Here is a 17,076-nt window from a genome sequence, read left to right on the forward strand (position 1 = left end):
GGACGCCTGGCCCTCCTTCATTCCGTTCCTGGCGTTCCCGGCCGAGATCCGCAAGATCGTCTACACCACCAACGCGATCGAGAGCCTGAACGCCCGGTTCCGCCAGGCCACCCGCCGACGCGGGCACTTCCCCACCGAGCAGGCCGCGCTCAAGGTCCTCTACCTGGTCATCCGCCAGCCGCTGAAGAACCGGCCGAACGTGACCGGCAGGACGCCCGGCTGGAAGGCCGCGCTGAACGCCCTGTCGCTGCACTACGGTGACCGCATCACCGTGAACTGAAAGCTGATCACCGCCTCACCCACAGACTTTCAGACAGTCCCGGTCTTGGGAATGTGGACCATGTCCGCGACGTAGAGTTCTCCCTCTGGTGTGGTGGGCATCGGATGGAAGGTGACCTTCCCCCCGGTGTAGTGCAGGAAGTACTTCTTGACGGTCCCGTCGGCCTGCCGGCGCCCCGTGGCGACGAGCCAGAGGCCGCCGGCGCCGTCCGAGGCGATCTTCTCCAGATGCTGGCCGGGCAGCCGCAGCCTGTCGCGGCTCCAGCGCTCGCCGTTCCAGCGCAGCAGGACCGCCCCGGCGACGGCCTCCTCACCCGGGCCGTACGGCCGGCCGGTCGCCCAGGCCGAACGCGGGCCGAGCGCGACCACGTCCGTCAGGTCGTAGCTGTGGGCTCCCTTGGGCAGCTTCACGGCGGGTGGTTTCACCGTGCGCCACGACCGTCCGTTCCAGCGCATCATTGTCGGGCCCCAGTCGCCGTAGACGCTGCCCACCGCCCAGATGTTCTTGGCCGACACCGCGCTCATCGTGCGGGGGTAGTGCGGCAGCGGCACCTGCTTCCAGCGGGTTCCGTCGTAGTGCGCCGCCCAGGGTTTGATGTGACTTTCGGTTTTGAGGCCGAGCACCCAGACGTTCTTGGGTCCGAGCGTGAGGATGTCGTGGATCGCAGAACCCGAGGGCAGGGTCTTGGTCTTCCAGGTGCTGCCGTTCCAGCGAGCGACCGCCACTCCCTTGTTGAAGTCCCCTGCGACCCAGACGTTGGAGGGCGAGGTGGCGCTGACGCCGGTGAGTTCCCAAAAGTTCGTCGTGGTGGGCGCCTTGGGGGCCGGGAAGGTCTGCCAGACCCGCCCGTTCCACCGGGAGATCAACGGAAGCCGGATCGTCCTTCCGGGGCGGGACTCCTCCTGGGTGCCAACAGCCCAGGCGTGGTGCGGGCCGATCGCGGCCACGTCGTTCCAGTTCTCACGGACCCGCAAATTCGGAGGGTCGGGCAGCACCGACACCACCCGCCAACCTGGTACGGGCGCGGCCTGCGCGCTCCCCGGCGTCCCGGCCACAAGCGACACGGCCACGGCCGTGGCGGGCAGTCCCCACAGGCTGGAGCGGCGAGAGGCCATCGGTCCTCCATGATCAGCGCTGATCGGCCGAGCGAAACTACCAGACGGCGATGATCTTGCACTTGGTTTCCGGTAGACCGGACACTCCCCGGGTCTGATATTGGAGGCTTGATGTCTCAGCGCCAGACTTGCGGCGTGGCGATCGATGTCAGTGATGAAATGCGTCGGATCTGGAACGGCCCGACTCGCGATGAGCAGGGATTCCTGGTCAAGGTCGGCTTCGAGGCCGATGAGCCGTTGGAGGTTGTGAAGACGGCCAGGGAGACTCTCTCGGCGGTCCTGCAGCGGCTGGAGGCATGGCCTGACGATGCGGAGTGGTCCGGGCTGCTGCCGGCGGCCTTCCTCTCACGTTGTGCGCCCGAGTCACCCGAACCTGAGCAGGAGATCGGGCCCGAGGCCATCGCGGAGTGGGAACGCCAGTGGCGGTCCCTTCCCGTCGAAGAGAAGCTCGCCCTGGCTGAGGGCCCCTGGACGTTGTCGGATTGGCTGTATTACTTCGACCCTGCAGACGACGGCCGCGGCCACGATCGCCATTGGTGGTGGTGGGACGCCGGGATCGACGCTGCCGACCACGGATGGATCGAGGTGACGACGACCGGCTGGCCGTTCGAGACGGGCTCGCTCTACTGGCTGATTGAAGCCAGCGGTGGCCACTGCACTCACCACTGATGGCGTGGTGCCGGTGAGGTCTCTGGCGGTCACCTCGTGTGGTTGCCGGGGGCGTAGCGGTTCCAAGATCCGCCGACTTCGGCGGCGATGCGGGGGGTGCTCTTGTGGTGGAAGCCGAGGGAGCGGGTGATGACTGGCGCTGGGGCTTGGAGGACGAGCTGACGGAGGGAGGCCGGGCGGGCCTTGCCGGTCATGTAGCCGTGTTGGCGGAGTTGTTCGCGCAGGGTGCCGGGGTTGAGGGGTTGGCCGGCGCGGCGTCCGGGGAACCCATCGGGTGTCGGAGTTGGTGGCGGTGTTCATGTTCGAGCGGTTGGCGGCCTGCTCAAGGAGCAGGGCGGCAACCGGTTCGGGGACCGAGCCGGATGAGCACCTCGCCGTCTTCTTCGAGGCGGCAATCCCCTCATCCGCTTTCGCGGACACAAGGTTCCCATGCCCTCGGCTGTATCGAGGTAGACAGGACTTCCCGGCTCTCAAGATCGTCGAGGTGTTTCCGGTAGGGAGTACCTGATGGTAGAGATCGATGTGGCCGCGGCCGTGCGGAGAGCGTCCCTGGGCATCAGGGTGATCGCCCACGGGTGGAACCATGCCTTCGGCGGTGGACGGCTGCCCGGATCGCGTCGATGATCCGGGGGCCTTCCCCCTGAGGTGTGGACACCTTGAAGCCTGGATCATGGGTCCAGGGGAAGGAGGTGTCTTTGATGGCGCTGAAGCACTATCCAGAGGAGTTCAAGGCCGACGCGGTGGCGTTGGGGGCTTCCCCCTCGGTTGTGGACACCTTGAGACCTGGATCATGAGTGGTTCAGGGAGAGGAATCCGACGCCGGCGCGGGCTCGGCGACGCCGACAAGCACCAATCGTCTTCGCGGTGCTCGGGTGCGACGGACGCCAGCTTCGATGGGGCGTCGCTCTCCGGGCACGTCCGCTTCGCTGGGGCGTTGTTCTCCGGGCACGCCAGCTTCGACGGGGTGTCGTTCTCCGGGGACGCTGGCTTTGTCAGGGTGTCGTTCTCCGGGCACGCCGACTTCGGCAGGGCGAGGTTCGCCGGTGATGCACGGTGGTCCTCCTGCCGGATCGGGGTCTTGTCCTTGGACCAAGTGGTGGCCGACGGAGAGATGCGGGTGGAGGCGGCGGCCGGCCGGGTGTCGGCCTGGCGGCTGCGGTCGGCGGGGCGGGTGGCGTTGCGGCTGCGCTCAGCGCGGGTGGACCTGTCGGAGCTGGTGTGCGGCGGGCCGGTGAGCGTGCACGCCCTGGCCCGGCCGATCCTCGACGTGCCGGATCTGGACGGCCCCACCCGGGTGGCGGTGACCTCGCTGCGCGGGGTGGACGCCGGGTCGCTGACCTTGACCGATGTGGACCTGAGCGAGTGCCTGTTCGCCGGGTTGCACCGGACCGATCAGCTCCAGCTGGACGGCCGCTGCACCCTCGCCCCCGGCCCGGGGGGACGGCGGCGGGTGCTGGCCGAAGAACACCACTGGCACGCCGCACGCCGCAGTGGGCACCCGAGAGCGGCGGGCCGGTCCGGTCCGCGCCCGGGCTGCCTTGCCGCCCGGTCCTTGATCAGTTGGCCGTCGGGGCGAACAGGACGCGGGGGCGGCCGCCGCCCCGCCGCCCCCGCCGGGAAGACCGACGCCGTGCGCACCGCGTACCTGGAGGGCCGCCGCTCCATCGCCGCTCTCGCCCGCGACCTAATGCCGCCCCACGATGGCCTCCGCGATCTTCCGCAGGTGTGCGAACTGGCGAGCTCGCTCGTCATTGTCGGTCGACACAGGCGACAGGTTCAGCTGGCCCACACCTGCTGCGGCGTAGGCTGCCACCCTCTTCTCGATGTGGTCCGGTCCCCCGACGAGCGAGATGCTGTCGACGAGCGAGTCAGGGACGGCCGCGGCCGCCGCAGCCTTGGAGCCGCCGAGGTAGAGATCCTGGATCTCGTTCGCGGCGGCGCCGAAGCCGAGGCGGGTGACCAGTTGGTGGTAGAAGTTCTTGCCGCGGGCGCCCATTCCGCCGATGTAGAGGGCGAGGCCGGCGCGGACCTTGGCACGGGCCGCCTCGAGTTCATGCTCGTCGTCGCTGATGAAGAACTTGGCGTCCGCGATCACCCGGAGGTCGGGCAGGAGCGGGTCGCGCTTGGCGCGGCCCTCCGCGAGTGATTCGCCGAAGACCTCGTCGGCGAGCTCGGGGTAGTAGAAGATCGGCTGCCATGCCTCGAACAGCTCCGCGGCCAGGGCGATGTTCTTCGGCCCCAGGGCCGCAAGGGTCATCGGGATGCTCGGTCTCACCGGTGGGTTGATGAGCTTGAGCGACTTGCCGAGGCCACTGCCACCGCGCTCGGGCGTGAGCGGCACGTCGTAGTAGTGGCCGTGCAGCTCGACCTTCTCCCCGCTCCACACCTGCCGACAGATCGCCACGACCTCCCGGGTGCGCCCGAGCGGCGCGTGGAACGGGACCCCGTGGAAGCCCTCGATGACCTGGGGGCCGCTCGACCCGACACCGAAGGAGAACCGGCCGTCGGAGACGTAGTCGAGTCCTGCGGCCGTCATCGCGAGGAGTGCGGGCGTGCGCGAGTAGATGTTGAGGATGGAGGTCGCGAGCTCGACCCTGCTGGTCCGTGCGGCGATGTAGCCGAGCTGGCTGACGGAGTCGAAGGTGTACGCCTCGGGGACGGTGACGACGTCGAGGCCCGCGTCCTCCAACGCCTGGAGCCCTTCGACCGACTGTTTGAAGCCGGCGGCGTACGGGATCGGCATTCCGAACTTCATCGGGCATCAACTTCCTGGAGAGCGGGGGTCCCGTGGCGCGGCGGGCCGGGCGGGTTCGCACCAGCGGCGCAGGGCGTCGTCGGCCGAGAGATGGGTCGAGGCGGTCAGGTACGACGTCTCGGCGCCGGCCTCGCGCGGGGCAGCAGCCGCCAGGACACCGTCGGGGGTGTTCCGGAGCACCGAACGTGCGGCCATGTGGGGGTGGGTCGATGCCTCGGCCATCGTCAGGACCGGCGTGACACAGGCGTCGGTTCCCTCGAACACCGATTCCCAGTGGTGGCGCGGACGGCTCGCGAAGGTGCTTGCGAGGAGCGCCTCCAGCGCCGGCCACTGGGCCGGGTCGGCGCGATCCGGGACGTCCGGGCCGGTCAGCCCGAGGCCCTCGAGCATGGCCCGGTAGAAGGCCGGCTCCAGGGCGCCGACGGCCATCCAGCCGCCGTCGGCGCAGCGGTAGGTCCGGTAGAACGGCGTGCCTCCGTCGAGCAGGTTCGCGGCGCGCCGGTCCTGCCAGCGGCCGTCGGCCCGGAGCGACCAGATCAGCTGCATCAGGCTGCTGGTTCCGTCGACGATCGCCGCGTCGATCTCGCAGCCCTCCCCGGTGCGGCCGCGTCGGAGCAGCGCGGACACGACACCGAGGACCAGGTAGGCGGACCCGCCGCCGAAGTCGCCGACGAGGTTGAGCGGGGGCGACGGCCGGTCGTCCCCGATGGCATGGAGCGCGCCGGTGAGCCCGATGTAGTTGATGTCGTGCCCCGCACGGTCGGCCCAGGGGCCGTGCTGGCCCCAGCCGGTCATCCGGGCGTAGACCAGTCCCGGGTTGAGCGCGCGGAGCTCGGCGGGGCCGAGCCCCATCCGCTCGGCTACCCCCGGACGGAAGCCCTCGACCAGCACGTCCGCAGCCGCGGCCAGGTCGCGGACTCGCCGGACGTCCTCCGGCGACTTGAGGTCGGCAGAGATGACCGTCCTCCCCCGGCGCGTGGCGTCCCAGGCCCGCGCGTCCGGCTCCGCACCGGATCGCTCGACCCGTACGACGTCCGCGCCGAGGGACGCGAGCAGCATGCCGGCGTGCGGAACGGGACCGATGCCGCCGAGCTCGACGACACGGACACCGTCCAGGAACCGTGGGGCACCTGTGCTCATCCGACGACGGAGGCGCAGCTCGCCGCGGCCTTGGTGAACCGGGTGTCGATGAGGTCCGCGGAGTCGAGCGGCTTGTCGTACTCCAACTCGCCACGCTTGAGGGCGAACTCCTGCAGGGCGTCCGCGAACTTCTCCGTTCCGTCCATCGAGAACGACGGGTCGAAGACGAGGAGGGCCGAATTCTTGATCGTGGACTCCTCGACCTCCTCAGCGGCCGCGAGCAGGCGCACCGTCTCGGGGTTCTGGCGGTAGTCACCGGTGAGGTACTTCTTGGTGACCTTGCTGAGCACCTGGGTGAACTTGACGGCGAGCTCGGGTCGATCGAGGAGCGCCCGGCCGGCCATGATGGCGGTACCGGTCACGCCCGGCTCGTAGCCCGCGATCGGGACGAGGTCGGGGTTCTTGGCGGCCTCGACTTCGAGAGGGGCGGAGATCCAGGCGGCCGAGACCGCACCGTTCGCGAGTCCGTTCAGCGCGTCGGGGCCGACAAGTGGCGACACGAGCTTGACGTCCTTGATGCCCAGACCCACCTTGCTCAGCGCGTTGTCGAGGATCAGGCCGCTCACACCGGTGCCACCGGTGGGAGTGCTGACGTCGGCGCCCTTGAGCTTGGAGAGGTCGGGGGAGGTGGCACTACCGACGACGTCCTTGCGGGACCAGTAGCCGGGCACCGGGGTGCCGGGCGGGATCTCCTGCTGGTCGTCCATTGGCACGATCCAGCGAACGTCGACCCCGTCCTTCAGGGTGTTGAAGTGGGCCGAGCTCAGCGAGGTCATCTGTGCGTCGAGCTGACCGCGGGCGACCAGCGGCAGCGATTCGGCGCTCGGGATCTTCTTGATCTCGATGTCGATACCGGCCTTGCTGAACTCCCCGGTCTCGACTCCGAGCAGGAGCGGCGCGAACACGGCGAGCGGGGAGCTCATGCCGATCTTGATCGTGCCCTTGGTGTCAGCGGTCGGGCAGATCTCCGCCTCTGGCCTCTTGTCCGCCTCGCTGTTGCCGCCCTGGGGGCTGGCGCAGGCGACCAGGGTACCCGACAGCACCAGCAGTGCGGCAGCGACAGCGGTCGCCGAACGGGCAGGAACTCGACGCATCGTGGGCCATCTCCTTGATCGATCATTTCCTTCAATGGAATTTCATTCCGCTGTGTGCAACCATGTGACCATGGTCACTGGTCTGTCAAGACCTGCGCCGACATTCGCCCACATTCACCCAAGAGGAGGTCACCCGTGAGCGACGCCCAGGACACCACTCCCTCGGCCGCGACGACCGACGCACGCGACGCACCCGAAGTGCTCGTCGAGGATCGGGAGGGCGTGCTCGTCATCACCCTCAACCGGCCGCAGGCGAAGAACGCCATGACCCAGACCATGGCGCGGGTCATCGCGTCCGCCCTCGACCGGCTCGATGACGAACCGGCCCTGCGCCTCGCCGTGATCACCGGCAGCGGAGGCAGCTTCTGCGCGGGCATGGATCTCAAGGGCTTCCTGCGCGGCGAGCGACCGAGCATCCCAGGACGCGGCTTCGGCGGAGTGACGGAGGCACCGCCGCGCAAGCCGCTCATCGCCGCGGTGGAGGGATGGGCGCTGGCCGGTGGTTTCGAGCTCGTGCTCGCCTGCGACCTGGTCGTCGCGGCGTCGACGGCACGGTTCGGCATCCCCGAGGTCAAGCGCGGCCTGGTCGCCGCCGCCGGTGGCCTGCACCGCCTGCCGGACCGGCTGCCCGAGGTCGTCGCCATGGAGCTGGCGCTGACCGGCGACCCGGTGAGTGCCGAGCGGCTGCACGCCCTCGGCCTGGTCAGCACGCTGACGGACGAGGGAGGAGCACTCGACGCCGCCCTCGCCCTCGCCCGGACGATCGCCGCCAACGGACCGCTGGCGGTCGCCACGAGCAAGCAGATCATCGTCGAGTCCCGCACCTGGCCCCGCGAGGAGCGGTTCACCCGTCAGCAACCGTACGTCGACGAGGTGCTCCAATCGAACGACGCTCAGGAAGGCGCTCGCGCGTTCACCGAGAAGCGGCCGGCCGCCTGGACCGGCAGCTGAGTCCTCGTGGCCGTTACGGCGCCGTCGAACTCATGGGGCCGGACATGCGGATACCGCTCCCTCCCACAGCGTGCTCACGTAGGGGAGTCGTTAGCTCGCTTAACGAGGTTCAGGCAGGCAGGACTAGGCTGCTGCCGTGGAGCTTCACCAACTGCGGGCCTTCCTGAGCGTCCGCGACACCGGCAGCGCAACGGCCGCCGCGGCACGGCTCGGCGTCCGGCAGTCGACGGTGTCGGCCGCCATCCGTGCCCTGGAGCAGGAGCTCGCGGCACAGCTGTTCCACCGCGTCGGTCGCGGGATGTCACCGACGCCGGCAGGCCACGCCCTGGTCGGGCCGGCGCGCCGGATCCTCCGCGACTGCGAGCAGGCCGCGGAGACCCTGGCCGCGGCCGGCCAGGGCGGTCGGCTGGAGCTCGCAGCCTTGTCAACCGTGGTCAGCGGCCCGTTCTCGTCGCTCGTCTCCGCGTGGCTCGGCGCCGCGCCGGGACGCGCGATCCGGGTGCACGACCTCGACCGCGAGGACGCGGTGGCCGAGGTCCTGACCGGCGGCACGGCAGAGATCGTCTGCACCCGGCTGCCCGTGTCCCCACCGGTGAACGACGCGCTGACGGTGCTGCCGATCGGCTCGTGGGGGTGGCGGGTCGCCTTCCCCCCGCAATCGGGAGCCGTCCCGGAAGATGCGGTGACGATGCGGGAGCTGTCCGCCGTACCGACCGTGCTCGTCGCGGCGGGCCGTAACTCGGCCCTCGAGCGTGCCACGACCCGGACTCCCCTGTCGGCCGCCGTGGTCGCCGACCAGCGTGAGGCCCGTACCGCATTGATGCTGGCCGGGGTGGGCGCCACGATCGTCGGCCCTCGACTCGCCGTGGACGCGGCGGCCGCCGGCGCACACGTGCGACCGCTGGACCCACCGTTCACCCAGTCGATCGGGCTGGTCTTCGACCCGGTCCGACTCTCACCGCTCGCTCGGGAGTTCGTCGCGGCCGCGGGCGAGTTCGACGAGGGCAACGCCGGCGGGTGACAGCGCCTGCTCGCGCCAGACCAGGTAGGCGTCCCGCCACAGCGGCGGGTCGAGCGAGCGGAGCGACGCCCAGGGCATGACGGTCTTCGCCGTGTCCCGGCCGACGAACGTCGCGACCGTCCCGTCTCTGACCAGCTCCCACAGCATCGCCCGGTGGGCGCACTGGGCCCGGACTCGGCCCGCCATCGACGCCACGGCCGTCGCGGCGGCGCTCGCGGAGTCGAGGTCGGAGGGAACCACCCCGAGGTCGAGGCCTGCGACCCGTGCCCGCGCGACCGGCTCCGTCAGCCCTGCGGCGAACTCCGGACTCGCCACCAGCACGATCTCCTCGGCACCGAGGTCGCACCAGCCCCATCCCGCGTCCGGGGGCATGACGTCGACCACGCCCAGTTCGGCCTCGCCCGAGCGCACCATGCCCAAGGCTCCGGCTGCGGTGCTCGCGTCCCGGACGTGGACCTCGAGTCCCGGATGCCGCCCGCGAAGCGCCGCGATGAGCGGGGTCAGCGGATGCACCGCGAGTGTGGTCGACGTCGCGACGACCAGCCGGCCGACCTCGAGGTTGGTCACCTGCCGGACCCGTTCCCTGGCGCCGTCGGCCTCGGCGATCACCTGGCGTGCCAGGCCGACCAACCGCGCACCGTCGGCCGTGGGAACGGCACCCCGCCCGGACCGGTCGAAGAGCCGGACGCCGAGCTCGTCCTCGAGCCGGCGCATCGCCAGGGAGAGCGACGGCTGGCTCACGAACAGGACGCGTGCGGCCTGTGTCATGCCGCCCTCGTCGACGACCGCGACGAGGTAGCGCAGCGTCCGGAGGTCCATGGCTCCTCACCCTAGCCAGACATAGGAAGGGCCGATAGGACCTGCGAAAAAGCGGTCTTTGCGCGTATGCCTCCTGCAGCGCGACAGTGGGAGCCGAGACACCCGGACCACGCCACACGCTCGCAGAACACCGGAGCACCCATGACCGAACGTCACGTCACCGTCGAACAGGAGGGCCGCGTCGGGCTGGTCTTCCTGGACCGCCCGGACCGTCGCAACTCCTACACCCCGCTGATGGCCCTCCAGCTGCAGGAGGCGCTGGTCGCCTTCGACGCCGACCCGGAGGTGTCGGTGATCGTGGTGAGCGGGCGGGGCGAGCACTTCGGCGTCGGTGCGGACCTCGACATGAACTGGCGCGACGAGAAGACCCACGGCGTCGAGACGCTGACCGAGCCGGAGAAGGCGCCCTGGAACCTGAGCACGCCGATCATCGCCGCCATCAACGGTGACGCTATCGGCGTGAGCCTCACCTGGGCGATGCAGGCCGATATCCGCGTCGTGGCCGACTCGGCCCGACTGGCCTTCTCGTTCAACCGGGTCGGCATCATGCCCGACCGCGGCTCGACCTGGCTCCTCCCCCGGCTGGCGGGCTTCGGCGTCGCGATGGACCTGCTGCTGACCGGCCGCACGATCGACGGCACCGAGTTCGAGCGCCGCGGCCTGGCGACCCACATCGCCGCACCGGAGGACGTGCTCAAGGTCGCCGTCGAGCTCGCGACCGACATGGCCGAGCGCTGCGCGCCGGTGTCGATGACCGCGACCAAGCGGCTCATGTACGAGTTCCTGGAGTCGACCGACCGGGTCGCGGCGTACAACCGCGAGCGCCGCACCCTGACCTGGATCCGCACCTGCGGCGAGACCCTGCGAGGCATCGCGGCCTTCAAGGAGAAGCGCGTGCCCGAGTGGGGCACCACCAAGCACACCCGTATCCCGGCCGAGCTCCGATGAGGCCGGACGTGACGAACCAGTCCGACCTGCGGGTCCCCGACCTGCGCCCCCTGCTCTCCCCTGCCACCGTCGCCGTCATCGGGGGTACGTCGCGGGAGACCGGCCTCGGCGCGCGCACCCTGCGACACCTGCGCGAGGCGCAGTTCGGCGGCGAGGTGCTGACGCCCGACCCGCGGGACGGTCTCGACCGGGACGTGGACGTCGCGCTGCTCTGCGTGCCGGCCGCGGCCGCCCAGGAGGTGCTCAACCGGATCGACGGGCGTGCCACGTTCGCGGTCGTGTTCGCATCCGGCTTCGAGGAGACCGGTGGCAGCTCGCTGACCACCGCCCGGGGCACCATCGTCCTGGGCCCGAACACCGTCGGGCTTTACCATGCGCCCGACCACGCACTGCTGACCTTCGCCCAGGCCTTCGACAGCCTCGTCGACTGCCGGCACGGGAGCGGCGCCTTCCTCGTCTCCCAGAGCGGTGCCTTCGGCGCCCGCGTCGTCACGGCGGCAGCCCGATACGGCTTCCACCTCGACGGCTTCATCGGCAGCGGCAACGAGGTCCACCTGGACGCCTGCACCCTGGCCCGAGGTGTTCTCACCGCGGTCGAGCCCCGGGTCCTGCTCCTCTACCTGGAGGGGATCCGCGACGCGGGCACGCTGCAGGCCCTGCTGGCCGATGCGGAGCGCCGCGGCGTGCCGGTCGTGTGCCTGCTCGGCGGCCTCTCCGCGGCCGGCTCCACCGCAGCCGCCTCCCACACCGCGGCGGTGAGCACGGACACCGCGGTGACCCGCGAGCTGTTCGAGGCGTACGGCGCCATGCTCGTCGGCTCCGACCGCGAGCTCGTGCTCGCCGGGCTGGGCCTCTCCCTGATGGGCCGCGCGGCCGGGCGTCGTACCGGCATCGTGACGGGCTCCGGCGGAGCCGGCGTCGTCGCCGCCGACCTGCTCAGCAGCGTCGGCCTCGAGGTCCCGGTCCTCAGCGCCGGCCTCCGGGAGCGGTTGATGGCGCACCTGCCGGACATCGCCTCTGCGCGCAACCCCGTCGACGTGACCGCGCAGACGATCGGCGACGACGCAACGCTTGAGAAGGTCTGCGCGACGCTGCGCGAGAGCGGCGAGGTCGATCTCGTCGTCGTGATCGGCCGTGAGAACCAGGCCGCTGCCGCAGGCGCGCACGCCGGCGCCGCGCTGCCCACGGTCGTCGCCACGCTCGACCGGGAGCCGGCCAGCGTCAAACCGCGCATCGAGGCCGGCGAGGTCGTCCTCCCCGACCTCGACTCGGCGTGCCGGGTCCTCGCGTCCTGCGCGCCGCCGAGGTGGAGCGTCGACGCCTGCCTCCGGCCGGTCGCCGCCGATTCCGGCTCCCTCGACTCCGACCCGACCGCGTCCGAGAGCCTCCGCCTCGTCGCCGACGCCGGTGTGGAGGTGGCCGGCTGGGGCGCTGCGACCACGGTCGCCGAGGTGCTGACCCATGGCGAGGGTCTCGGCTGGCCGGTCGTCCTCAAGTCCGACGTCGCGGCCGGCGTCCACAAGGCGCGTGCCGGTGGGGTCCGACTCGACGTCACCGCAGCCACCGCTCGCGAGGTCGCCACCGAGCTCCTCGCGAGCGGTATCCCACTCATCGTGGCGCGTCAGCTCCGTGCATCGATGGAGCTGTTCGCCGGCGTCCGGCGCGACCCCCAGTGGGGCCTGGTCGTCTCGGCGGGCCTCGGCGGCGCCCACGTCGAGTTGCTGGACCGTACGGTCGCCATGCCGGCGGCCCTCGGGGCCGAGCACTTTACCCGGCGACTCGCGGCCGAGCTGTTCGACCGTGTGGCGGGACGGTACGACGGACTGGCGGCGGGGCTTGCCGCAGCGGCGTTCGCCCTCGCCGACCTCGCCGACCGCACCGGTGCCGCGCTCGTCGAGTGCAACCCGCTCGGAGTCGTCGACGGTCGGATCGTCGCCCTCGACGCCAGGGTCGTGCGATGAGCGCCGCGCTGCAGCTCGAGGAGCTGCTGCGGCAGGTGCTGCCCGCGCGCTGGACCGAGCTGGTCGACAGCGACGACCGCGAGGGCCTGGCCGACTACCTCGCCGGCCTCGATGCCGACCTGAGCACCGATCTCGTCCGTACCGTCGCGGCCGACGGCTGGCTCGTCCCGGAGTGGCCGACCCACCTGGGCGGACGCGCCTTGTCCGCCGACGAGACGGTCGACGTCCGTCGCACCCTCGCCCGCTGGCGGGTGGGCACGGTGGACAGTGCCATCGGCACCGGCTGGGTCGGACCTGCGATCCTCACGTTCGCCGGCGACGACGTCGCCGCCGAGCTGCTCCCCTCGATCGCCCGCAACGAGGTGCTCTGGTGCCAGCTCTTCAGCGAGCCGGAGGCCGGTTCCGACCTGGCCTCGGTCCGGACCCGCGCCCGCCGCGACGGCGACCGGTGGCACCTCACGGGCCGCAAGACCTGGACCAGCCGCGCCGACCGGGCCGGTTGGGGCCTCGCGGTCGCCCGTACTGACATCGACGTGCCCAAGCACGCGGGCCTGACCTGCTTCCTCGTGGACCTCTCGACGCCCGGCATCCAGGTCCGGCCGATCCTCCAGATGACCGGCGACGCGGAGTTCTTCGAGGTCACCCTCGACGACGTCGTGGTGCCCGACCGGTACCGCCTCGGTGAGACCGGCCAGGGCTGGGAGGTCGTGCGCACAGTGCTCCAGCTTGAGCGCATGGCCGGCTCGGGGGCGGGCGCCGCCACCCCCGGCTCCGTCGTCGGCCGCACCGTCGACGAGCTCGTCGCCGAACGTCTGCCGGGATCCGACCCCGTCCAGGCCGACGCGATCGTGCGCCTGTACGTCGAGGCCCAGGCGATCGCGCTGAACAACCGGCGCAACGCCCTCCACCGTTCGGAAGGACTGCCTCCGGTGGCGAACGGCACGCCGTACAACAAGGTCCTGCAGGCCGAGCACACCAAGCGCCTCCAGCGCGGCATCCTCGGCAGCGCCGGCCTCGGCGCGGTCGCCCACGCCCCCGGCGACCGCGCCCGCTCGTATGACGCCTGGGCCTTCCTGCGCGTGCAACCGAAGACCATCGCCGGCGGCACCTCAGAGGTGCTCCGCGACCAGATCGCCGAGCGTGCCCTCGGCATGCCGCGCGGAGCGGACCCGAGCAAGACCGTCTCCTGGCGCGAGTTCACCGGCTCCCGGGGAGGGAACGCATGAAGCTGGCGTCCACCGAGCAGACGGACTTCGCCGAGACCGTCAGCGCCCTGCTGCGCAAGCGCGACCCGCTGGAGCGGATGCGCCACGCGCCGGGACCGCGGAGGTTCGACGCGGGGCTCTGGTCCGAACTGGTGGCCAACGGACTCCTCGACCCGGCCGAGGTCGGTGACGTGGTCACCGCATGCCTGGTCGCCGAGGCCCTGGGCCGTGCCGCCGCTCCCCTGCCGTTCCTGAGCGCTTCGGTCGCGGGCGCCCTCATCGTGTCGGCCGGTGGCGAGGTCACCGGCCTGGCGACCTACGGGCTGCTGGCCGAGGACGGCACCTGGTCCGCCCCCGCGCTCAAGATCCGCGACGGCCTGGTCCACGGCGCCCTTCCGTTCGTGCCGGACGCGGACATCGCCGACGTCGTCGTGGCGGCCGTGCAGGCGCCGGAGGGTCGTCGGCTCGCGCTGGTACGGAGGAGCGACACCACTGTCGAGCCGCTGGAGAACCTCGACGCCACCCAACCACTCGCCCGGGTGGTATGCGGGGGCTCCCCCGCCACCCTGCTGCCGGCCGGCGGCGACGCCCTGGCCTCCGCGATCGAGGAGGCACGCCTGCTCGCCCTGGCCCTGCACAGCGCGACGCTGCTGGGACTGGCGACCTGGCTGCTGGACACCACCGTCGAGTACACCGGCCAGCGGGTCCAGTTCGGCATGCCGATCGCCGGCCGGCAGGCCGTCAAGCACCGGTGCGCGAACATGCTGATCCAGGTCGAGTCCATCCGTTCGATGGTGCTCGAACTGGCCGACGCCCTGGAGGCCGGCACCGACGACCGCGCCCTCGTCGCCGCGACCACGATGGCCTGGACGACGGAGGCGGCCGAGGAGGTCGCCGGCGGCGCCTTCCAACTGCACGGCGGCATCGGCTTCACCTGGGAGCACGACCTGCACCACTACTTCAAGCGCTGCACTGTCGGCGCCTTGCTGTTGGGCACCTCCAGCCACCACCGCGCACAGATTGCGGCCGCACTCACCGCCTGACCTGTAATTCGATTCGACTGAACAAAATCCTGATAGGCTCCAGTGGAATCGTCTCGGAGACTCAGGAGGTCGACCGGTGGCCGAGGGTTCGATCGCACGGACGCTGCGAGTGCTCGAGGCAGTCTGCGACCACGGTCCGGAGACCCTCAAGGCGCTCAGCGAGCGCACCGAGCTGGCGCCGCCCACGCTGCTGCGGATCCTGCGCCTGATGGCGGACGAGGGCTACGTCGTGCAGCAGGCCGACCGGACCTGGCGCGGGACGATGCTGGTCTGGCGGCTCGGCTGTGCCGTCAACACGTCGGTCGGCCTCCTGGCCATCTCCCGCGAGCACACCGACCGGCTGACCGCTGCGCTGGACGAGACCTCGGTGTACGCCGTCTACGAGCAGGGCGCGGTGACCTACGCGGCCCACTCGGAGCCGATCAAGCCGGTCCGGGCGCACGTGCGCCTCGGTCAACGCTATCGACTCCTCGCGGTCACCACCGGCCAGGCCGTGCTGGCACAGCTCGACGAATCGATGGTCGAGCAGGCCCTCGCCGAGCAGGCCGCGAGCGGCGACCCCCGCGACCCCGAGCAGGTCAGGACCATGCTGGCCGAGATCCGGCAGCGCGGCTACGCGGCCGGCCCCGGTGTGCGCTGGCCCGACCTGTGGGGGTGCGCCGCGCCCGTCTTCGACGCCACCGGAGACGTCATAGGCGCCCTCGGCGTGTCCATCCCGACCGCGCGCGCCGAGCAGATCCGCGACCAGGTCGTCGCCGGCGTGCTGCAGGAGGCGGATGCCATGAGCACCCGCCTCGGCCGGCCTGTCGTCGTCCGGGAGGTCTGACCGGGCAACGCACGAAGGCCCCTGCCGCACCGTCCTCGGACAGCGTGACAGGGGCTTTCCTGTGGTGCCCTCATCGCATCAGGTCAGCTCAAGCGTCCGGGCGATGATGCCCTTCATCACCTCGCTGGTCCCGCCGTAGATGCGGGCGACCCGCGCATCGGCGTACAACCGGCAGATGTCCTGCTCCCAGACGTAGCCGTAGCCGCCGTGCATCTGGAGACAGGCATCGGCCACACGGCCGTGAAGCTCGGTGCAGAACAGCTTGACCTGGGCCGCTGCCGCCGGGGCGAGCTCGCGACGCTCGTGCCGGGCCATGGCCTGATCGACCAGTGCCTGGCCCGCCGCGATCTGCGTCGCCTGCTCGGCGAGCACGAACTTGGTGTTCTGGAACCCGCCGAGCTGCCGGCCGAACACTTTCCGGTCGCGGACGTAGGCACAGGTCAGATCCAACGCCGCGACGGCCTGGGCCTGCGAGTTGACCGCGATGGACAGCCGTTCCTGGGCCAGGTGGGAGGACAGGTAGCCGAACGCCTGCCCCTCCTCACCGAGCACATTGGCCGCGGGTAGGCGCACGTCGTCGAAGAAGAGCTCGGTCGTGTCCTGCGCCTTGAGGCCGAGCTTGTCGAGCTTGGCGCCGCGGGTGAAGCCCGGCATGCCCGCCTCGACCACGACGATGGTCAGCCCGGCACGGCGGTCGTCTTCGGACGACGAGGAGCGGGCGACCACGAGGACCAGGTCCGACTGCGCACCACCGGTGATGAAGGTCTTCGCACCGTTGAGAATCCAGTCGGACCCGTCACGACGCAGCGTCGTGCGCATGCCGGCCAGGTCGGAGCCCGTGGCCGGCTCGGTCATGGCGATCGACGTCATCAGCTCGCCGCTCGCCATCCCGGGGAGCCAGCGGCGTTTCTGCTCGTCGGTCGCCAGGGACAGCACGTACGGCGTGACCACGTCGGTGTGCACGCGCAAGGAGCCCAGGGTCACCCGTTCGTAGGCGACCTGCTCGGTCAGGACGCAGTTGAAGAGGAAGCCGTCCTGGCCACCGCCGCCGTACTCCTCCGGGATCTGCAGGCCGACCAGGCCGAGCTTTCCGGCGGACCGGTACACGTCCCGGTCCACCATCCCCGCGGCCTCGAACTCGGCGACGCGCGGCGCCACCTCGTTGCGCAGGAAGGCGCCGACCATGTCGCCGAAGTCCCGGTGTTCGTCACCGTAGACCGTACGGTCCAACTGGGGTCGCAGCGGCACG

16 protein-coding genes and 1 pseudogene are annotated in these 17,076 nt (G+C 70.9%); 10 read left to right on the forward strand and 7 right to left on the reverse strand.

Annotated features, from left to right (window positions below; all coding sequences use genetic code 11):
• The coding region (locus C4U03_RS30540) for a transposase (RefSeq protein WP_200827582.1) at positions 1-280 on the forward strand (280 nt) is incomplete at its 5' end.
• Positions 281-309: 29 nt separating this feature from the next.
• On the opposite strand, the gene C4U03_RS30545 is transcribed toward C4U03_RS30540, so the two are convergent.
• Complete coding sequence (locus tag C4U03_RS30545) at positions 310-1,395, reverse strand: beta propeller repeat protein (protein ID WP_146087579.1); 1,086 nt, start codon at positions 1,393-1,395, stop codon at positions 310-312.
• 135 nt (positions 1,396-1,530) lie between these two features.
• Between C4U03_RS30545 and C4U03_RS30550 the strand changes: the two genes are divergently transcribed.
• Positions 1,531-2,064: a hypothetical protein gene (locus C4U03_RS30550; RefSeq protein ID WP_200827583.1), complete on the forward strand. Its 534-nt coding sequence runs from the start codon at positions 1,531-1,533 to the stop codon at positions 2,062-2,064.
• A gap of 29 nt (positions 2,065-2,093) precedes the next feature.
• On the opposite strand, the gene C4U03_RS41355 is transcribed toward C4U03_RS30550, so the two are convergent.
• Complete coding sequence (locus tag C4U03_RS41355; protein WP_200827584.1) at positions 2,094-2,258, reverse strand: hypothetical protein; 165 nt, start codon at positions 2,256-2,258, stop codon at positions 2,094-2,096.
• Positions 2,259-2,854: 596 nt separating this feature from the next.
• Here C4U03_RS41355 and C4U03_RS43055 point away from each other — a divergent pair.
• A pseudogene (locus C4U03_RS43055) lies at positions 2,855-3,121 on the forward strand (pentapeptide repeat-containing protein); the annotation flags it as partial.
• A 627-nt stretch (positions 3,122-3,748) separates the two neighbouring features.
• On the opposite strand, the gene C4U03_RS30565 reads toward C4U03_RS43055, so the two are convergent.
• Genes C4U03_RS30565 through C4U03_RS30575 form a run of 3 tightly spaced genes read right to left on the reverse strand, consistent with a single transcriptional unit; the run spans position 3,749 to position 7,053 of the window.
• Positions 3,749-4,819, reverse strand: a complete 1,071-nt coding sequence (locus C4U03_RS30565; RefSeq protein WP_103942733.1) for an LLM class F420-dependent oxidoreductase — start codon at positions 4,817-4,819, stop codon at positions 3,749-3,751.
• 6 nt (positions 4,820-4,825) lie between these two features.
• Positions 4,826-5,959 carry a CaiB/BaiF CoA transferase family protein gene (locus C4U03_RS30570; protein WP_103942735.1) on the reverse strand — a complete coding sequence of 378 codons (1,134 nt, stop codon included), beginning with the start codon at positions 5,957-5,959 and terminating at the stop codon, positions 4,826-4,828.
• Complete coding sequence (locus C4U03_RS30575; protein WP_103942737.1) at positions 5,956-7,053, reverse strand: ABC transporter substrate-binding protein; 1,098 nt, start codon at positions 7,051-7,053, stop codon at positions 5,956-5,958. The genes C4U03_RS30570 and C4U03_RS30575 overlap by 4 nt, the downstream gene beginning before the upstream one ends.
• A 135-nt stretch (positions 7,054-7,188) precedes the next feature.
• Here C4U03_RS30575 and C4U03_RS30580 point away from each other — a divergent pair, with 135 nt between their 5' ends.
• Positions 7,189-8,004, forward strand: coding sequence for a crotonase/enoyl-CoA hydratase family protein (locus tag C4U03_RS30580; RefSeq protein ID WP_103942739.1), 816 nt, complete (start codon positions 7,189-7,191; stop codon positions 8,002-8,004).
• A gap of 136 nt (positions 8,005-8,140) precedes the next feature.
• Entirely contained in the window at positions 8,141-9,025 is an 885-nt protein-coding gene (locus C4U03_RS30585) for a LysR family transcriptional regulator (protein WP_103942741.1), read from the forward strand.
• Here the strand turns inward: C4U03_RS30585 and C4U03_RS30590 are convergent.
• Positions 8,960-9,844 (reverse strand): LysR family transcriptional regulator, encoded by an 885-nt coding sequence (locus tag C4U03_RS30590; protein ID WP_103942742.1) that lies wholly within the window; start codon positions 9,842-9,844, stop codon positions 8,960-8,962. The genes C4U03_RS30585 and C4U03_RS30590 overlap by 66 nt on opposite strands.
• A gap of 141 nt (positions 9,845-9,985) precedes the next feature.
• Between C4U03_RS30590 and C4U03_RS30595 the strand changes: the two genes are divergently transcribed.
• The 5 genes from C4U03_RS30595 (at position 9,986) to C4U03_RS30615 (ending at position 15,827) form a co-directional block, all read left to right on the forward strand.
• Positions 9,986-10,792: an enoyl-CoA hydratase/isomerase family protein gene (locus C4U03_RS30595; RefSeq protein ID WP_160147140.1), complete on the forward strand. Its 807-nt coding sequence runs from the start codon at positions 9,986-9,988 to the stop codon at positions 10,790-10,792.
• A gap of 8 nt (positions 10,793-10,800) precedes the next feature.
• Positions 10,801-12,753, forward strand: a complete 1,953-nt coding sequence (locus C4U03_RS30600; RefSeq protein WP_146087580.1) for an acetate--CoA ligase family protein — start codon at positions 10,801-10,803, stop codon at positions 12,751-12,753.
• Positions 12,750-13,979: an acyl-CoA dehydrogenase family protein gene (locus C4U03_RS30605; RefSeq protein WP_103942748.1), complete on the forward strand. Its 1,230-nt coding sequence runs from the start codon at positions 12,750-12,752 to the stop codon at positions 13,977-13,979. The genes C4U03_RS30600 and C4U03_RS30605 overlap by 4 nt, the downstream gene beginning before the upstream one ends.
• Positions 13,976-15,001, forward strand: coding sequence for an acyl-CoA dehydrogenase family protein (locus C4U03_RS30610; RefSeq protein WP_103942750.1), 1,026 nt, complete (start codon positions 13,976-13,978; stop codon positions 14,999-15,001). Before C4U03_RS30605 ends, C4U03_RS30610 begins: the two co-directional genes overlap by 4 nt.
• 76 nt (positions 15,002-15,077) lie before the next feature.
• Positions 15,078-15,827, forward strand: coding sequence for an IclR family transcriptional regulator (locus tag C4U03_RS30615; protein ID WP_103942751.1), 750 nt, complete (start codon positions 15,078-15,080; stop codon positions 15,825-15,827).
• A 78-nt stretch (positions 15,828-15,905) separates the two neighbouring features.
• On the opposite strand, the gene C4U03_RS30620 is transcribed toward C4U03_RS30615, so the two are convergent.
• The gene (locus tag C4U03_RS30620; protein ID WP_268817554.1) at positions 15,906-17,075 is read right to left on the reverse strand and encodes an acyl-CoA dehydrogenase family protein; all 1,170 of its coding nucleotides are present in this window, start codon (positions 17,073-17,075) and stop codon (positions 15,906-15,908) included.
• Position 17,076 lies beyond the last annotated feature (1 nt).

The sequence above is a fragment of the Thermomonospora echinospora genome, from assembly GCF_900108175.1.
Classification (GTDB): Bacteria; Actinomycetota; Actinomycetes; order Streptosporangiales; family Streptosporangiaceae; genus Thermomonospora; species Thermomonospora echinospora.